We start from the raw sequence: 17,438 nt of genomic DNA, 5'->3' as shown, positions 1-17,438 counted from the left end.
CTTCCAATGCGTGACGACAAGCTACACCACGAAACGAACTGTTTCGTGAACTACGTTGGCGATTCGTGACGCGATCCTCCATACTTTTAGTCCGCGTCCCCAGCTGCGATCTCCAATCGAGCATACTTTGTTCGACTGCCCGCCATCCTGTCTCCGCCCTGGAGAACTCGGAGGATCTGTCGTGACTTTTCGATTGCTTCACCGTTGTCTGTTTTTGACCTTGTGTGTCACAACCTCCAGCCTGTCGTGTGGCATTACAACGGCGACTGAATTTTCCATCACTCCCTCCCGAGTGGAACTCAACGGTAACTTCGCGGAAGCGCAGGTGCTGGTTCAGGAAGTGCCGCCGGACGGCAGCGCCAGCAAGCGGTCGGCAGATCTGACTCACGCGGCAACGTACACGTGTGCAGATGAGGCTATTGTTCGCGTATCGCCGACGGGGCAGTTGCTGGCAATTGGCAACGGCACGACAACAATAACGGCGACCGTCGATGGTGAGTTTAATTCGGCCGAGGTTATGGTGAGCGGAGTGGATGCGAAACCCGCGATCACGTTCGACACCTACATTCGCCCCACCATCAGTCGACTTGGCTGCAACGCCGGATCCTGCCACGCTAGTCAGACTCTGGACATGCTGTTCCAGCATCTGTCCAGCAAATATGCGATTACGCTTCCCGAAGGCGTGACGATCGACGGGAAGAACAGCCAGACCCTGCTGACCGGAACAAACAGCAAAGGAGCGATCACGTTGACTGCGGCTGCGACGGCACCCAAAGTCAATCAGCAGCAATGTTGCATCATGGCGAACGTGTCGATCAACTTTGTTATGAAAGCGACCTACAGCAGCAAGCCGATTCTGGTAAGTATCATCGACAAGTAATGACGTCGGTCGGGGGAGCGTGTCAGCTCACGACTTCCGCCACCTTTTGTGACGTTAGGTCACGCGGATGCGGAACTGCGGCTCGACCGGGCAGAGTGGTCAACACAACGCAGATGGAATCGGATATTGGATCGGCCCAGCATAACGTCCCCGTTGAACCGGTATGTCCGAAAACATCATCGCGTCGTTTGGGGCCTTGAAGGTTGTCCCCCAGATCAAAGCCGAGACCCCGGCGACGCATCCCACGTGGATTGTGATTTTGGATCATCAACTGAGCGGTCTCCGGTCGGAGCAGTTTTCCCGTCGGATGCAGGAAAGCGTTCAGGAATTTGGCCACGTCACCAGCTGAACCGTGCGCGCCGCCCCACGGCACGCCCAACTGGCGCCAGTATTCACTGTTCCAGTCCCAGCTTTTTGTTGTCGCACCGCCGGAACCAGATTCCGGGGCCGCGTTTTCCACCTGACAACGCACCAATGATTTCGCGTTCAGTCGTCCGACACCAAGGGCAAAGTGTTTCATTTGCAGAGGCTGACAGACCGTTTCATCAACAAGCTTCGCGATTGTCGTGCCGCTGATCCGTTGAGCAACCTCGCTGGCCAGCAGAATCGCCATACTGGAATAGCTGTACTTCGAACCCGGCGAGAACAACAGCGGTGTGCGAATCGCACCTTCGACAAACGCTGCCAGCTTCGCATGAGTCGACCGTAACTTTGCATTCTCAGGCAGTTGGTCCGGCAGCCCCGAATTATGAGTAAACAACTGGCACATCGTCATGCGGTCGCGGCCATCGCCGCGGAATTCGGGAATGAACTTGCGGACCGGATCGTCAAGTTCAAATTCGCCCTGATCAAACAGCGTCATCACAGCCGCGACGGTAATGGGTTTTGAAATCGAAGCCAAAAGAAAGATCGCGTCGATCGTTTCCGCCGCACCGAAAGATCGCGTAAAGACGTGGTCGCCGTGACGCACATACAGTGCTGATGCTTCGACCTGACCGGAGTCAGTGGCCGCCTGCAATACGTTCGCGGCAGTGGCGAACTTGTAGTCTCGGGTGGCAGCAAAAACAGGTCTGCCGATGGTAAGTCCTAAACCGGCCTGAAGAATTGTGCGGCGTTTCATCGTTTGTCCCTCTGCATGTGTGTGTGTGCTCGTAACTTCACTGTCTGAGCAGCGGATAATCCGGGCGTCACTTATCTGGACGCGGGGATCGGCAAGCCGGCGACCCAGTACGTCGCATTTTTCAATAGACGCTGAAATTCCGGAATTTCGAACGTGCCTGGATGCCCGAGCGATGTGTAGAACACTCGACCACCGTTGGGACGTTGGTGAGTCCACGCGACAGGTTCAACCGTCTCGCTACCTTCCACATGCCCGAGCATTAACGGTGCCGCCGTTGTCGGCAGGGGATCGTTTTTGTAGAGCGTTCCGGACACACGAAAATCAGTGGTCGGAATGCCGTGCAGAATCGGATGTCCAGCAGCAGCCTCGATCGCATGCACCAAGGTTGCGGACTTATTCAGGTGATCTTTCTGGTAGTTGCCGCCCAGCACTTCGCTGTCGAATTCCGGCCATTCCGCCAATCCATCCGCAGGATTCTTCTTTCCCAAACTAAAGGCGTGGCTGGTGGTGCGCAGGGCGACCAGCGGCTTACCATCGGCAATGAATTTGCGAACGATATCAAGCTGAGCTTTCGGTAGCGTACGCCGGCGAATGGACCAAATGGCGACGTCCGCATCGTTGAGTGCTTCAATGCCGGGGATATCGTTGCGGTCGTCTGCGTTCGCGTAGACACACGTGATCTTGAAGTAAGCGCCAAAGTGTTTCAGGGCAAACGGCGGAAGGGTTTGAGCCGTCTTATATCCTTCTTCCGCCATCACGATCACCAGATGTGGACGTCGGTCGCCGGGAAAGCGAAATGGCTGACCACCAAGAATATCGGCGCTGGTGATTGTCGGACACCAGTGTCGCTCAATATGTTCAAACACCAGGTCGTTGCCCGTGTAGTGGTTGACGTACGGTTCATCGCGTGGGTTGTACATAGAATCCGTCATGTCGCGCATCAACACGATATTCTGCCCCTGATACACCATTTGCCGAATCCCAAACGGCCGGCCCAGCACACACATATTGGTATGCACTCCCATGATGATGACGTTTTCAATGCCACGCTGCTTCATCAGGTAGAAAGCATCGGGCCCATCGGAGATCGCGTCGCCGTCCATAATTTCCAGCGTGTCGATCTGACGTTCGAAATGGCGAACAGCTTCTCGGATCGTGCCGTCGTCGTCACTTGGCTGATCAACTGCAACGGGCATTGCAGGTTCATGCTTTTCATTAAGGTAGCACCAGCCCTGCAACGGGATCGTCGTTTCGACTTTGGGCGCTTCCAACGCAAATTTGCGTTGAGGCATATCTTCATATTGCTCCATGCAGCCGCTGGGCGAATGAATGATTAACACACCCTGCTCACGCGCCTTTTTCAGGACCTCATTCATCCGAGGTGCCATTTCGGCTACGCGGCGAGCAGCATTGCGGCAGTAGTGATCGTTCCACATGTCACAGATCACGATCGCAGTTTTACTGGCGTCCCATGTCAGTGGCTTAATCACTTCACGAAAGCGATTGCTGCCCGGAGACACTTCGGCTCTTGTACGGGCATTCAGTTTCAGCACGCCATCTCCAAAGGCAACGCTTACCGATGCCAGTAAGATGACAACGGAGCAGGGAAGTGTGTACCGGATAAACCTGTGGAAAGTCATCAACGACTCCTGATATAAATTACCGACGACGGACAAGAGTGCTCGCCGTCACGATGAATTGCAAATGCGGTTGAGGGAAACGGCTCTAATTCTTACAGCCAATTTAAACGTTACACAAACCCGAACAGTCTGGCTGCCGTGCCCCCCAAAACTTTCGCTCGATCCGCCGCCGAAAGGTGCGCCAGTAGTCGGCCGACCTGGTTGCGATATTCACGATAAGATTCGCCCGTTGCTTTAGCGTTGAAGCCGCCGCCATAGATCATGCGGTCAGCGCCAAACGCCTCCGTCAGCTTGCGTATCACGGGCCTGACGTCTCGATGCGGATACTTGTTCTGATCCGGCAGCGCAGAAACCTTCATCACGGTATTGGGAAAACGCGACCAGCGAACGACGACATCGTGTTCCTTAACCGTCCCCTGCATCGGGCGGCCAAGGTGATCGATGATGACGGTCGTGTTGGAGAATTCTTTGATCAGCGGCTCAAACCCCGACGCGTAGCGTGGTTCGAAATGAATCTGCATCGCCAGCCCCAGATCAGTCGCCGTTTTCCAGAGGTTCCGAATTTCGTTCGATCCGAAAGGAGGCAGCCTGCCGGGCGCGTATGCATGAACTCGAGCCGCGATGATTTGCCCCGGGTTGCGATTCACAAGCCCTGCCATACCGTCCACTGAACCTGGTCGATCGGCAAAAAACAAACACGTCCCTTTCACCTTTTTTCCGCCCACACGCAGGCAATGTTCCAGATAGCGATGATCATCCTGATAAGGTTCTGGATGCACGACGATTGAATAGTCAACTCCGGCGTCCTTCATGCACATCAGCAGATGTTCCGGCGTTGCGGCCGCCTCCGGACGATACGGCGCCTTTGCGTGGTACGGAAATTTGGAATTCGCGCCGCCGAAACAGTGCAGGTGCGTATCAACGACGGGGACAGAGCTTTCGTCGGGGAACGCAGACGCGGCGGAAGCCAAAACGGATGTCGCCGAGATGCCGATCGCACTTTGAATCAGGTGGCGGCGAGAAAGGCGATCGCCGGGAAACGCCGTAGCGCGTGGGACGGATTTAGTCATTATGAGTTGCTCTTCAAACGTGTTCGCAGCCATGGTGGCTGATAGTTCAGACGCCATAAGTTTGGCGTCAGGGTTTTCGCAGCGAATCAATCAGCCCGTCGACATCGTCAAACGACACCTTCAGGACTTCCATCGTTTGCTTCGCCCCGGAGAACGCAATCAGCAAGTTGTTGTCGTGTTCGATGATGTGGGGATAGTCGACATGCCGGCCACCGACGAGCCGAAACAAATGAGTAAACGTCAGACCATCTTTACTGATGGCCAGGGTCAGTGGATCACGTCGTCGCGGGTTGGCGTTGGAAACCATCGCGTAGTATCCACGTGACGTTCGCAGCACGAAGAATTTACTGGTCGCGTCCGGAAAGTTCGTCCTGGCGATGGGACTCCATGTACGACCGCTGTTTGTCGAGAACGTCCGCAGCAATCGCCCCGACCGTCCGTTATCGCGAATCAGCCCGGCCAGATTCTTTCCATCGGGCAACACGTACCAATACGGTTCCTCCGGCCGCCCCTTCGCGTCGTAGCTGGCCAACGGACGGACCTGCCAGCGATCGAACGCAGTGCTGCCACCAATCATCACGGAAACCTGCTGGCGGTGATCGCGACGCGTCATCATGAACTCACCCGATGGCAGACGCTTCGGTGGAAAGTTATTCAGCGTGTCATCCAAGACAGTGCCGTGAGCCTTCCAGCTTCCGCTGGCCATATCCCACCGAAACGCTTCAAGGCTCAGGCCCTTTCCAGGATAGCCCGGCGCATTGAAGTGGCTCGCCAGCGCTAACAGTTGGCCGTCACGAACCCACAACCCGCGCGCGATCCAACCGAAGCCGGGAGTGCGTGGCGGTCCGGACAGGTCTGCCGGTTGACTCCACGTCAGCCCATCGACGCTCGTCGCATAAGACACCCGCGTATCTGGTCGGTCATGGCCCGGAACGACGTTGCGAAGTTGTTTCGGTGTTAAGCCCGGCTTCGGTACGCCCGGCCCGTCACTCCACATGGCCCAGTATCGGTCGTTGAAATGTGCGAGATACGCATGTTGATGAACGCGAGTTCCGGCGCGGTCTCGAACATCGCTGATGATGGCATGCTTTGAGGGCACCTGAGGCAGCTTTGCGAAATCGATGCGGGCTGGGTCGGATCCCGTTGTTACCAGATCCAGCATGTGCGGACTGCTGGGATTCGTGACGGGATGCGGAATGTTGGGTTGCCGCGTGACGACCTTCGCCATTTTTTTCGCCAGCCCATTGACGGCCGTTCGGTGTTCATCATGTGATTCGACATTGACTGTCTCCAGAGGATCATTCTGGTGATCGTACAGCTCTTTTGCCTGAACGACGTTCGTCTTGAAGTCACGCCATTCCGTGTGACGATATCGAGCTGTGCGAATGGAATAGCCCATGACCTTCGGCATTTTCACTCGCGGATAGTTTGGACGAGGCGTTTGTGTGAGAGCGACCTCATGAACGTTCGCCGCCGGATCTGACAGCAGTGGGACCAGCGACTCGCCTTCGACCTCAGGCGGCGTTTTCAGTCCACAAAGTTCGGTGAGTGTCGGGTAGAGATCGAGCAATTCGACCAGTGACGCCGTTCGCTGACCGGACGCATGCTTAGGTGTGGCAATAATCAGCGGAACACGCGCGTCGAGTTCGAAGGCGGTCGTTTTGCGAGTCAGGCCGTGTTCACCAAGATGAAGTCCGTGGTCAGACCACAACACGACGATGGTGTTCTGTCGCAGATTAAGTGCATCCAGTTCGTCCAACACTCGACCAATTTGCGCATCAAGGTAGCTGATCGCCGCAAGATGTCCGTGATGCATTTCTCGCAGTTCGACGGAATCCGACTGGCCTTTGTAGCGGGCACTGGTGAGAGCGATGTCGGGCACGTTTGTCGGCGGAGTCACATGCGTGGGCACCGGGACGTCATTTCGATCGTACAGATCCCAGTACTTCTTTGGAGCATTAAATGGCGTGTGTGGTTTCCAGAAACCAACGGCAAGAAAAAATGGATCTTCGCGTTTGCTGAGTCCCCGCAGCGTTTCCACAGCGGTGTCCGCAACGCGACCATCGAAGTACGCATTATCCGGCACGTCGCGGCATTCGATGCCATTCTTCCCGGATGCCAGATTTGGAGGAACAGCACCGTCGACCAGCGGCTTGTCATTTCCATGGCTGTTGTAGTGCAGCACTGACGGAACGCTCCACGAAACAGGGTCGCCCTTCCATTCGTCCTGCCGCCAGTTGTGAAAGACCTTTCCCACACATTGCGCGTGGTAGCCACTGTTCTTAAATAGCTGAGGCAGCGTCACGGCATCCGGTTTGTTCTGACGAAAGTGCGTCGGCAAATCCCAGACTCGCAGCGTATCCGGCCGCATTCCCGTAAGCAGCGATGCTCGTGACGCATTGCACACGGTTTGCTGACAGTAAGCTCGTTCGAACAGCGTTCCCTGCTCGGCCAGCCGATCGATATTCGGAGATTTCACCCACGACTGGCCGTAACAGCCCAGCTCCACGCGCAGATCATCGACCGCAATAAACAGAACGTTTGGCTTATCGCCTGATGCGTTCAAGATCGCTGGGGTGAAGCAACACCACAAAATCAGAAGTAACAGATGTTTCATTGTGACCGTATTCTGAGTAGCTAAGAAATCAACAGCGGTGGTGACAATCGATCGAACCCGGCGCTGGTTGTCGGCTGTTAAGACCGCATTACAAAATATCAACCTTGCGGTGAACGGGGTTCCAGAAGGCCTCAGCATAGCGGGCACCGCACGTGGCGCCACGGTAGCGAGCCAGGGATTCCTTCGTGGTCATAGAACCGATTGTGGTTCCCTTTTCGAACGCTTCCTGGCGGACCCAGGAATTTAGTTTACCAAGCCACTCCATGGCTTCGTCCCATTCGTCCGTTACATCAACAAACGTGTTCGGTTCAAAGCCGACCGTGTGTCGCGGGCCGTTGTCGTAAAAGTAAATATCTTTGGGCGGCCGGTAGGATTCATCCCCCAGAATGCGCCCCGCATGACGCAAAGCGATACGGCTGAGTTCACTGGCGACCATGTGATCGTTGTGGTTGTCTTCCTTCCAAAGTGCAAACGCGATGTCCGGCTTGATCTCTGCAATCGCTTTGGCAACGACAATCTGATTCTCAAGTCGAGCATCAAAGCGGTGGGACGCGAAATCCAAAAACTTCGCTTCCACGCCACGGTCAGCAGACAACTCCGTCGTCATTTTCGCCACCGCTCGTCCGTCTGCAGGCGGCCAGTTCGTGTAGTCGCCGATCATGTGCAGCGTCACCACGCGATAGTTCTTTCGCACTGCCTGCAACAGAACTCCGGGAACGCCGAAGATGCAGTCGTCATAGTGAGCTCCGATTGCCAGGATCGTTTTCATGATTAGACTTTCTGTACGCAGATCGTTTCGATTCGAAGCGCTCACAGGGCTGGAACTTGTTTAAGAACCCCAAAGCGTACCGTCGGAATTCCTCCCTGCTACTGTCGCGACAAAAAAGACGGTAACATCAGTGATCGGAAAGTCCGATCCCCCCCCGCCTACTAACGCCAGGAGCGTCCCACCGTGAATAGAGTTTTTGCATTGGCATTTTTCTGTGTCTACTCCTTCGCCAGTGAAGGAACGGCCCAGCAAGCCAAAACTTCGCCCATCATCCAGAGGCATGGAACAACCTTTAGCCAGTCGGCCGTTCTTGTCGACAACGCAGCTCTTGCCCACACGACTCAGTTGATCGCCCAGGATGGCAAAACCGCCACAGTCGATGACGAGATCCGGGATGTCTTTAACCGCCTGTCTGCAGTCCTCAGCGAATTCGCTTCAACCAAAACTGACCTCGTCAAATTAAACAAGTACGTTGCCGACGAAGAAACGGCGAAGGCGGCGACAACGTTTCTGACCAGCTGGTGCGCAGCGGATGCTCGTCCAGCCGTCTCCACCGTAGTCACCGCTTTGCCAAAGGGACGAAAGTTTGCGATTGATGCGGTATTGGTCGCCAGAAACGTCGACGACGTTGCGAAGGTCGCGCATCACCTCGCCGCAGACGATGGCAGAAAGGTATCAGCCAGCAGGGCAGTGGCCAGCGTTCTTCCGAAAGGCGACGCCGTGTATGTTTCTGGTCAGGCAGAGCCGGGTGATGACCTTGCAGCCGCGACAAAAGCCACGCTCCAAGGACTACTGAGAACACTGGAGGGTATGAAGTTAAACCGAACCGACATTGTGAGAATCAAGTGCTTTCTGGATCCGATGTCGCAGGTTGAAATCGTCAACCGCGAGATCGAAACGTTCTTCGGGAAAGAAACCATACCGGCCGTTTCTCACGTCGAATGGATCGTAGGCGGCGGCGCACGACCGATAGAAATTGAACTCGTCGCCGCAGCACCACTGACGAAGACAACCGCAACCGTCAGCTATTCGACGCCGCAGGGAATGACAACATCTCCCGTATACAGCCGCGTGGCTCAGATTCATGGCAATCGTCGAATTTATGTGGCAGGCCTGGTTGCCGCTGATTTCGAAGATGGAGCGACGCAGGTTCACTCCATCTTTCAACAGCTGATCCGACAGTTGAAACCCACTCGCTCAAATTTTCGACATCTTGCCAAGGCAACGTATTACGTCGCCGATGAAGATGTCAGCTCGCAGTTAAACAAAATCCGGCCACACTACTACGATCCCAAACGGCCGCCTGCAGCTTCGAAGGCGATGGTTCGCGGCACTGGCTTCGGCAAGCGAACGCTCATGGTCGATATGATTGCAGCTCCGGAAGGACCACTGAACTCGGTGCTGACTCCGTTGGCGAAGAAGGCCAAGCCGACTCGCCAGGTCGTCTACAAAACAGTTGGGGATCGCAAACTTCACCTGCACATTTTTGAGCCCCAGGGGCATCAGTCAACCGATCGTCGTCCGGTACTTTTGGCGATCCATGGTGGCGGATGGACGGGTGGGAATGCTCAGGGTTTCTTTCCGTTCGCCGCGCACTTTGCAGAGCAGGGCATGGTCGGCGTCAGTCTTGAGTACCGACTCAGAAGCGACAAAGACGGCACGTCGGTCTTCGACTGTGTCCAGGACGCTCGCAGCGCCGTACGCTGGATCCGAAAGAACGCCGACACCTTGGGAATTGACCCTGCAAAAATCGTGGCGATGGGAGGTTCCGCCGGCGGGCATTTGGCTGTTTCGACCGCACTGTTTGATGACGTCAATGAGAAGAGCGATCCGGCGGACGTCTCTGCACGACCGGACACAATGATCCTGTTGTATCCGGTCATCGACACGTCTGCAGAAGGCTACGGCCAGAAAAAGATCGGCGACCGCTGGCGCGAACTGTCTCCCGTACACAACGTAAAAAGTGGACTACCGCCGGCATTAATATTCCACGGCACGGGAGACGACGTCACACCGTATGTCGGCGCGAAGAGGTTCCACGACCTTTCCACCGAAGCTGGTAACACGAGTACCCTGATCACTCACCCCGCTGGCCGACACGGATACCTCATCTTCGATCCCGACGAATATGCACAGGCTTTGTCGCAGATGAATGACTTCCTTGTGCAACAACAGCTCCTTCCTTCAAAGTAGACACGAACAACCAGCGAAGCATACCACGTCAAATTATAAAAAACGGATACCCCCGGAAATGAATGCGACACTCACCACCTCCCTGGCCGTCCTCCTGATCACGATGTCCGGCAGCATCGCAACGGGCCAAACGAATCTCGCTGCCAATCCCTCATTTGAATACGCAGACGCCGAAGGATTCGTGGCCGATGATTGGCAAACGCGTAAAGGCATTACGGTTGAACGCATCACTGATGGCGGCCGAACGGGCAAAGCATGCGTGCGATTTTCTGATGACAGCAACAGCCAGGGACAGATGGTCGAGAGTCGCAGAATTCCCGCTCGGCCGGGTGGCGAGTACACGGCTTCAGCCTGGCTTCGCACGTCCGATCCCTGCCGGCCGGGTGTTTATCTGAACTTCTACGACCTGAACGGCCGTCGCGTTGAACATCGCTTTGAACGCACTAAGGGATCACCCGCCGACTGGCAACGCGTGGTGGTTCAGCAGACCGCGCCGGATTCCGCCTGGGAAGTCGCCATCGCAATTTATGCTTATGGTGGCGACGTCGGAGTTTTCGAGGCGGACGATGCAGAACTGACGGTCACCGGTGGCGATGAACCCGGTGCTCCAGGACTGACTCGAGCCGAACCTGGAGACAAACCGATGTACGAGATCGGCAAGCGTCGTGAACTCTTCGTGGATGACTTTTTGATCGACAGCATGAGCGGCGGTATCGAACGACGCCTGCATCATCCCGATCGGCGCGAAGTTGTGTTGAAGCTGGATCAACCATGGGAGGGTCTGACATCCGCCTACTTCGCCATGGTGCCGGACGGCGATCGCGTGCTGATGTACTATCGAGGCCAGGTCACCCCCGGCAGCGAAGGGCAGGTCTGTTGCGTCGCCGAAAGTCGTGACGGCATCCACTTCGAACGCGTGAACGCAGGACTGTTCGACTATAAAGGCTCGAAGGATAACAACATCGTCTGGAAAGGCGTTGGGGCTCACAATTTCACACCGTTTGTGGACAGCAACCCGGCTGCTGTCGCGGCTGAGAGATTCAAGGCCATTGGCTATTCGCACCACGGACACGGCCTTGGTGCCTTTGCATCGCCCGACGGAATTCACTGGCGTGAGCTGCTCGACAAACCAGCCATCACGAACGGTGCCTTCGATTCGCAGAACGTCGCCTTTTGGGATCCTCTACGGGAATGTTACGTTGACTTCCACCGCAAGGGTCGCAACGGCGTACGCGACGTCATGACCTGCACCAGCAAAGATTTTCGAACGTGGACCGAGCCGGTGTTTGTGGAATACGGAGACAAACGACTTGAGCATCTCTACACCAACGCTATCCAAAGCTACAGCCGGGCCCCGCATCTGTACGTCGGCTTTCCCGCCCGCTTCGTCCCGGGGCGAACCAAAATTGAAGGTCGTGAACCTCCCGGTATCAGCGATGCGATTTTCATGAGCAGTCGTGACGGACTTAATTTCCAACGCTGGTCCAACGCGTTCATCCGCCCCTCGACCGAACCCGAAGTCTGGACCGATCGAAATAACTATCCGGCTTGGGGCATCATCGAAACCGGACCGGAGGAACTGTCGATCTACTGGACGGAACACTACCGCCATCCCGGCATGCGTCTGAGACGCGGCGTAATTCGCAAAGACGGCTTCGTGTCGCTGCAGTCGGCCGGCAAAGTGGGTGAGGCACTGACGCGGCCGCTACGGATCGAGGGTGATTCACTAGAAGTCAACTACGCGACAGACGCGACTGGCTGGATCCGGTTCGAACTTTGCAAAACCGACGGAACACCCATCAAAGGTTTCACACTCTACGATTCCGAAGCTCTGTTCGGTAACGAACTGAAGCACACCGTGAAATGGCACGGCGGCTCACTTTCCGAACTCGACGGGAAGACGGTGCGTCTGCGCATCAGGATGGAAAACGCCGATCTGTACTCACTACGTTTTGTGGATTGACGCCGCGGACACCTGAAATTTAAGTCATTTAATTGTTGAAACAATGAGAAACAAAATCGCCGTACTTTCTGCCGTGCTGTCGGCCTTCATGGGACTATCTGCATTCGCGGATGAGCCATTGCGCGTTGCCAACTTTCAAGTGGACGCGACGCCTCCGCTTGGATCACCGCTTTGCAATGGCAACGTCACACCGGTGATGAAGATTGTGTCGCCGTTGACTGCTCGCGGTATTGTGCTGCTGGGGTCGGATGAACCAATCGTTCTGTGCGCCTTCGACTGGGTCGGGATCGGTAACGGAAGCTACGAACAATTCCGAAAAGCGATCGCCGAAGCTGTGGGCACGACGCCTGATCGAGTCGCGGTGCACACGCTGCATCAGCACGACGCTCCCGGAAGCGACTTCGCCACGGAAAAGCTGCTTGCCGAACATGGCCTCGGCCAGCAGTTCTCAAACCCAGACTTTGACGCCGAAGTCATGGATCGTGTCGCGTCTGCCGCCAAGCTGGCGCTGAAACAGTCTCAACCCGTGACGCATGTCGGACTCGGTTCTGGCAAAGTTGAAAAGGTGGCGTCGAACCGGCGAATTCTCGGCCCTGACGGGCGAGTTGTTCTGCAGCGTCAAAGTAGTGGAGGCCGAAACCCGGCCGCGCGTGAAGCACCGGAAGGCACGATCGATCCACTCGTTCGAATGGTCTCATTCTGGAACGAAGACAAACCGCTCGCCGTACTGACTTACTACGCGACTCACCCGCAAAGCTACTACGGCCGTGGCGACGTCAATTGGGACTTCGTCGGGATGGCGCGTGAAATGCGAGAAAACGCTTTGCCCGGACTGCCACACATTCACTTCGACGGTGCGGGCGGCAACGTCGCTGCTGGAAAGTACAACGATGGCTCAAGAGAAAAACGCCCGCTTCTGGCCGGACGACTCGCCGACGGAATGAAGCTGGCGTGGGAATCACAGAAAAAGTCGCCGATCAGTGCCAGTGATATTCAATGGTCAACGGTTCGCGTGGCACTACCTGTTCGAGCCACGTTGGTCGAAGACGAATTGCTGGCGAAGGTCCGAAACGAAAACAAGCCGAAGAAAGATCGCCTCCGCGCGGGCCGCGACCTGACGTTCGTCCGTCGCATGAACAACGGCCACCGCATCCCACTCAGTTGCCTTAAGCTGGGAACAGCTCGAATTTTACACATGCCCGGTGAGCTGTTTGTCGAATACCAGCTTGCCGCTCAGAAAATGCGGCCCAACGACTTCGTCGCGATGGCCGCCTACGGAGACTACGGCCCCGGCTACATCGGCACGGAAATCGCCTACGGGCAGGGCGGTTACGAAACTGGTCGCGTTTCCCGAGTCGCACCGAAAGTCGAACGCGTCCTGATGGATGCCATGGAACAACTGCTGGAAGTGCAACAATAAGCGGTGACAGTCGTCGCCCAGTATCCGTCATAATTCAACTAAGGAAATAGATCTTGAAGACTTGCTGTGCCGCGTTCCTTCTCTTCGTCCTGCCGATCGTCGCGCATGGGCAGAACCGCAAACAGCCGGAGTTGTTTGAAGTTCCGGAGATACGTTCATCGTGGGATGACCTGACGGAAGGGATTCAAACCACAGAAGACTGGCAGAAACGGCGAGCTGTACTGAAGCAACGGTACCTCGATCTGATCCGCGATCAGCACAAGCCGGAAAAGCCGCCACTCGACTTGAAGGTCCACGAGGACGTTGTCGTTGACGGGGCCTATCGTCGGAAGCTAATCAGCTACGCAGTAGAATCCGATGAGCGAGCCCACGCGTATCTCGGCATTCCGCTCGATGTGGAAATGCCGGCTCCCGCAATCGTCGCGCTGCATGGCACCTACAAGTACGGCAAGAAGCGAGTCGCCGGGCTGATCGACAATCCGGACAAGGCGTACCTCGATCATCTGTGCCGGCGTGGCTACGTTGTCATCGCGCCGGAGCACTTTGTGTCAGGCCACAGAATTCCGCCGGAAGGCCCCTATCAAACGGCCGACTTCTACAAGAAACACCCAAACTGGACGGCCGTCGGAAAGTTCACGTACGAGCACTCCATCGCCATCGATGTGCTGCAAACTCTGGACGAAGTGGATGGCGACCGAATCGGAGCACTCGGACATTCGCTGGGCGGTCACGGCACCTTTTTTCTTGCGGCGTACGACGAACGCGTTAGGGCATCAGCATGCAACTGCGGCGCTTCGTTCTTCCGACACAACCCTCGCGTCGAAGGATGGTCTCGCAACCATTGGTATGTCTACTTCAAGCCCATTCGCGAAGGCCTGCTGAAGAAAGAAATGCCGCCGATCGACTTTCACGAAATCATTGCTCTGATTGCTCCTCGAGCATTTCTCGACCTCTCCGGGCTCAACGATGGACACAGACCGACTCAGCACCAGCGTCTGTTAATGCTGATGAAGGTCATGGAGGTGTACGAACTGCAGGACGCCGCAGACAATTTTGGCTTCTACGTGCACGGCCGAGGCCACTCCGTCGCGCACGAATCACGGCAGCTGATCTATGGCTTTATGGACTCACACCTAAAGCCGCCCGAAGTGACAAAAACGAAACTCGTGGAAGCTGCCGAATAAATCGCAACGCCATCCCGGAAACCTGCGGCCACAGGGCGGCAAAGGCTTAATGACAATGCTTATGAGAACTCTGACCGTTGGATTCTGCAGTCTTCACCTCATAGCTGCAGCAGCAGCCGTCGGCGCACCGCCTGGTGAATCGAAAACGGGCAGTCCGCTTTCCTGGCAGGAACAGTCCGTCCAGTTTGCTCGCATTATGTCACGCGTGAAATGGACACCGGTGGCAGACGGAATGCCGAAGCGCGGCGGGTACTTCACAGCCGGCAAGGAATACACGGGCGTTCCCTATTCAAGCGTCAAGCACGTTGGTCGCTACATCGGTTTCGATGTCTTCCTGAAGACCTTTTTGGCCGCGGTCGAAAATCCCAAGAGCGTCATCTACACCGAAAATCTCTACGGCAAAGTTTCGAACGCGGAGTGCTACTACGGCAAGGTCTGTTCGTCATACACCAGCTACGCTCTGCAATGCGGGATTTGGTACGTCAGCAAGGTTCATGGCCCGCGGTCTCGCGAAGGCGTCACAATCGTCGAGCCGCAGTCGGCTCAGGCAGCGAGTCCCGGTGATGTCATCTACACGCCGCCTGCCAAAAAGAACGGAGGCTCGCACGTTGAGCTGGTGACAGAAGTCGTGCGAAGTGAGGATGGAAGGGTGACGCATGTGCGAGTCGAAGAAAGCCGACCGCAAACCACCAAGAACACACTGCGTTCCGCCAAAGCCTTCGACTCCCACCTCAACTCCAGAAGCCGGGAACTGTACCGGATCACCAACCTCGATGCCTGGCGCGGCGGCAACAAGGCGGAGTCATTCTTATTCCCCAACTATCAGGATGATTCAGCGACCCCACAAATCAATCGCGTGCTGCTCCTCGATCGCGGCGACTGGGTCCCCTACCACAAAGCCCAACCTGTGAAAGTCAACGTCATGGATCGCGACAATCAGGGCGTCCGCAAACTGGTGATCAAGCGGGGCGATACGGTGGTGGAACAGATCAAAAACCCTGGCACGGGCGTCGTGGAACGTTCGTTCGATACATGCGGCGATTACACGGCGCAATGCGTGATGAAGGACGGTTCGCTGAGCCAGGCGTGCGAGTTTTCAGTCTGCGAACTCGACTTCCGCCTTCCATCCACGCAAATCACGCGCGGAGAGCCGTGGCAGATCGAACTCACGACCGACAACATGAATGCAATCATCGTCTACCTGAAGAACTCAGCCGATGGACACGACGAGCACAACGTCTTCATCACTGAAAAAGACCGCAAAGCCGGCAACGTCACCATCCCCGCCGATGTAACACAGCACGCTAACAAGATGCAGGTCTGGGTGATCGGAGAAAATCGATACGGTCGACTTAAGAAGCGACAGGATATCCGAGTCACCGACTAAGGATCGCTCAAACGCAGCTGGGCTCAGAGTGCATTCACAGGCAGACATCCCTGCCTGTCGCGGGTGGCACTTAGCGGTTGTCGGACAGGAATGGCCGATTTACGGCATTCAGATTAGCTTACATCCCGGGCTCCAGCAGTCCCGCATACGCGTCGCCCCAGTAACAACCTTCCGGAACCTCGGCCGCTTGATTGTTTTCCTGCATCGTTTTCAGGAACCGCAGAAAACTCAGTTCATTCACGTATTCCTGATACGTAATGCTGTCATCCCGCAGGACGTGGCACTGCATCCAAAGCTTGACGACAATGTGGGTGGGGTTCATTCGTCGTTCGGGACGGAATGCTGCGATGGCAAAGCGTCAAGCCCCTTGGTCAGGGGACACGACAGGACGACAGCCCAACGCTGCATCGTGAGACAACCAAGGAAAATGGTGGTCTACCAACGAAAAACGGGGTCCGCAGGAAAAACCTGAGAACCCCGTTCAATGGACCTAACAGGACTCGAACCTGTGACCTCCACGATGTCAACGAAGGGCCCATCTCACTCCAACTTCGCAAAACGAGTGTTTTCACTGCCGCATCGAGCCAGCCATAGAAAAACGGTCGCCTCAATGCACTCGTTTCCAACTGAAAAAGGGTACGATAAAGGGTACTCGATTTTGGAAATCGAGAAGTTTAAGCCTATAGCAACGAGCAATCGTCAGTCACAGCGTCATTTCTGAGCACCAAAGGGCACCGCGAGACCGGGCTACTGCAATGCTCCATAGGACCGAAGCAGTGGTACACAGTCGCCCGGTCCGGCTTTCGGCTGGGGGCAGCCAGCACCTGTCGTTGTTCGCCAGTTTGAACGTTGAACAATCGCACGACACGGGCCGGAGAATTACATTCGTCGACCGCAATCGTTCGGCTATCGGGCGAGAACGTGAGGTCCTGAAGGTAGCTTCGAGTGGCGAAGCGGTCCGTGCCGAGTTTCACCAGGCAGCGATCCGGCAAATCGTCGGCCATTGATGGCAGGGCGAATGTTCCGATAAGAATCAACGCGCGAAAACAATTCCGCCCAAGACACATTCCGATATTTTCCTCGCGGCGGTTTCAACAGGATTCACTGTATCCGCCGGAGGCTGCTGTGGTAGGCCACAGCAGAATAATACCCGACCGCAATCAGTGTCGAAGAAGCCCGGCAACTCATTGTTTTG

Annotated in this window: 12 protein-coding genes; 6 read left to right on the top strand and 6 right to left on the bottom strand. The window is 55.9% G+C overall.

Annotated elements, in window-relative coordinates; all coding sequences use genetic code 11:
* The first annotated feature begins 181 nt into the window (after positions 1-181).
* The gene (locus tag Fuma_RS27865) at positions 182-880 is read left to right on the top strand and encodes an Ig-like domain-containing protein (protein ID WP_077027000.1); all 699 of its coding nucleotides are present in this window, start codon (positions 182-184) and stop codon (positions 878-880) included.
* A gap of 22 nt (positions 881-902) precedes the next feature.
* Here the strand turns inward: Fuma_RS27865 and Fuma_RS27860 are convergent, their stop codons facing one another.
* The 5 genes from Fuma_RS27860 to Fuma_RS27840 all read right to left on the bottom strand — a co-directional run bounded on the left by Fuma_RS27860 (position 903) and on the right by Fuma_RS27840 (position 8,096).
* Positions 903-2,000: a serine hydrolase domain-containing protein gene (locus Fuma_RS27860; protein ID WP_077026999.1), complete on the bottom strand. Its 1,098-nt coding sequence runs from the start codon at positions 1,998-2,000 to the stop codon at positions 903-905.
* A gap of 71 nt (positions 2,001-2,071) precedes the next feature.
* Positions 2,072-3,640, bottom strand: a complete 1,569-nt coding sequence (locus tag Fuma_RS27855; protein ID WP_083732377.1) for a ThuA domain-containing protein — start codon at positions 3,638-3,640, stop codon at positions 2,072-2,074.
* Between the two features lie 110 nt (positions 3,641-3,750).
* On the bottom strand, positions 3,751-4,710 hold the full coding sequence (locus tag Fuma_RS27850; RefSeq protein ID WP_158521159.1) for an amidohydrolase family protein: 960 nt from the start codon (positions 4,708-4,710) through the stop codon (positions 3,751-3,753).
* 67 nt (positions 4,711-4,777) lie between these two features.
* Entirely contained in the window at positions 4,778-7,327 is a 2,550-nt protein-coding gene (locus tag Fuma_RS34675; protein WP_077026996.1) for a sulfatase-like hydrolase/transferase, read from the bottom strand.
* 88 nt (positions 7,328-7,415) lie between these two features.
* A complete protein-coding gene (locus Fuma_RS27840; RefSeq protein ID WP_077026995.1) occupies positions 7,416-8,096 on the bottom strand; it encodes a PIG-L deacetylase family protein in 681 nt (226 codons plus the stop codon).
* A 183-nt stretch (positions 8,097-8,279) separates the two neighbouring features.
* Between Fuma_RS27840 and Fuma_RS34445 the strand changes: the two genes are divergently transcribed.
* The 5 genes from Fuma_RS34445 to Fuma_RS27805 all read left to right on the top strand — a co-directional run bounded on the left by Fuma_RS34445 (position 8,280) and on the right by Fuma_RS27805 (position 16,243).
* Entirely contained in the window at positions 8,280-10,289 is a 2,010-nt protein-coding gene (locus Fuma_RS34445; RefSeq protein WP_083732376.1) for a Rid family hydrolase, read from the top strand.
* A gap of 58 nt (positions 10,290-10,347) precedes the next feature.
* Positions 10,348-12,252 carry a glycoside hydrolase family protein gene (locus Fuma_RS27820; RefSeq protein WP_083732375.1) on the top strand — a complete coding sequence of 635 codons (1,905 nt, stop codon included), beginning with the start codon at positions 10,348-10,350 and terminating at the stop codon, positions 12,250-12,252.
* A 43-nt stretch (positions 12,253-12,295) separates the two neighbouring features.
* Positions 12,296-13,672 (top strand): hypothetical protein, encoded by a 1,377-nt coding sequence (locus Fuma_RS27815; protein ID WP_077026994.1) that lies wholly within the window; start codon positions 12,296-12,298, stop codon positions 13,670-13,672.
* Positions 13,673-13,725: 53 nt separating this feature from the next.
* On the top strand, positions 13,726-14,856 hold the full coding sequence (locus Fuma_RS27810) for a glucuronyl esterase domain-containing protein (protein ID WP_077026993.1): 1,131 nt from the start codon (positions 13,726-13,728) through the stop codon (positions 14,854-14,856).
* A gap of 61 nt (positions 14,857-14,917) precedes the next feature.
* Positions 14,918-16,243 carry a hypothetical protein gene (locus tag Fuma_RS27805; RefSeq protein WP_218922316.1) on the top strand — a complete coding sequence of 442 codons (1,326 nt, stop codon included), beginning with the start codon at positions 14,918-14,920 and terminating at the stop codon, positions 16,241-16,243.
* 118 nt (positions 16,244-16,361) lie between these two features.
* Here the strand turns inward: Fuma_RS27805 and Fuma_RS27800 are convergent, their stop codons facing one another.
* Positions 16,362-16,565 carry a hypothetical protein gene (locus tag Fuma_RS27800; RefSeq protein ID WP_077026992.1) on the bottom strand — a complete coding sequence of 68 codons (204 nt, stop codon included), beginning with the start codon at positions 16,563-16,565 and terminating at the stop codon, positions 16,362-16,364.
* Positions 16,566-17,438: the final 873 nt, after the last annotated feature.

Origin of the sequence: Fuerstiella marisgermanici (genome assembly GCF_001983935.1) — a bacterium.
Taxonomy (GTDB): Bacteria; Planctomycetota; Planctomycetia; order Planctomycetales; family Planctomycetaceae; genus Fuerstiella; species Fuerstiella marisgermanici.
Note: the sequence above shows the minus strand (reverse complement) of the source record. Positions and strands in the feature narration are given on the sequence as shown.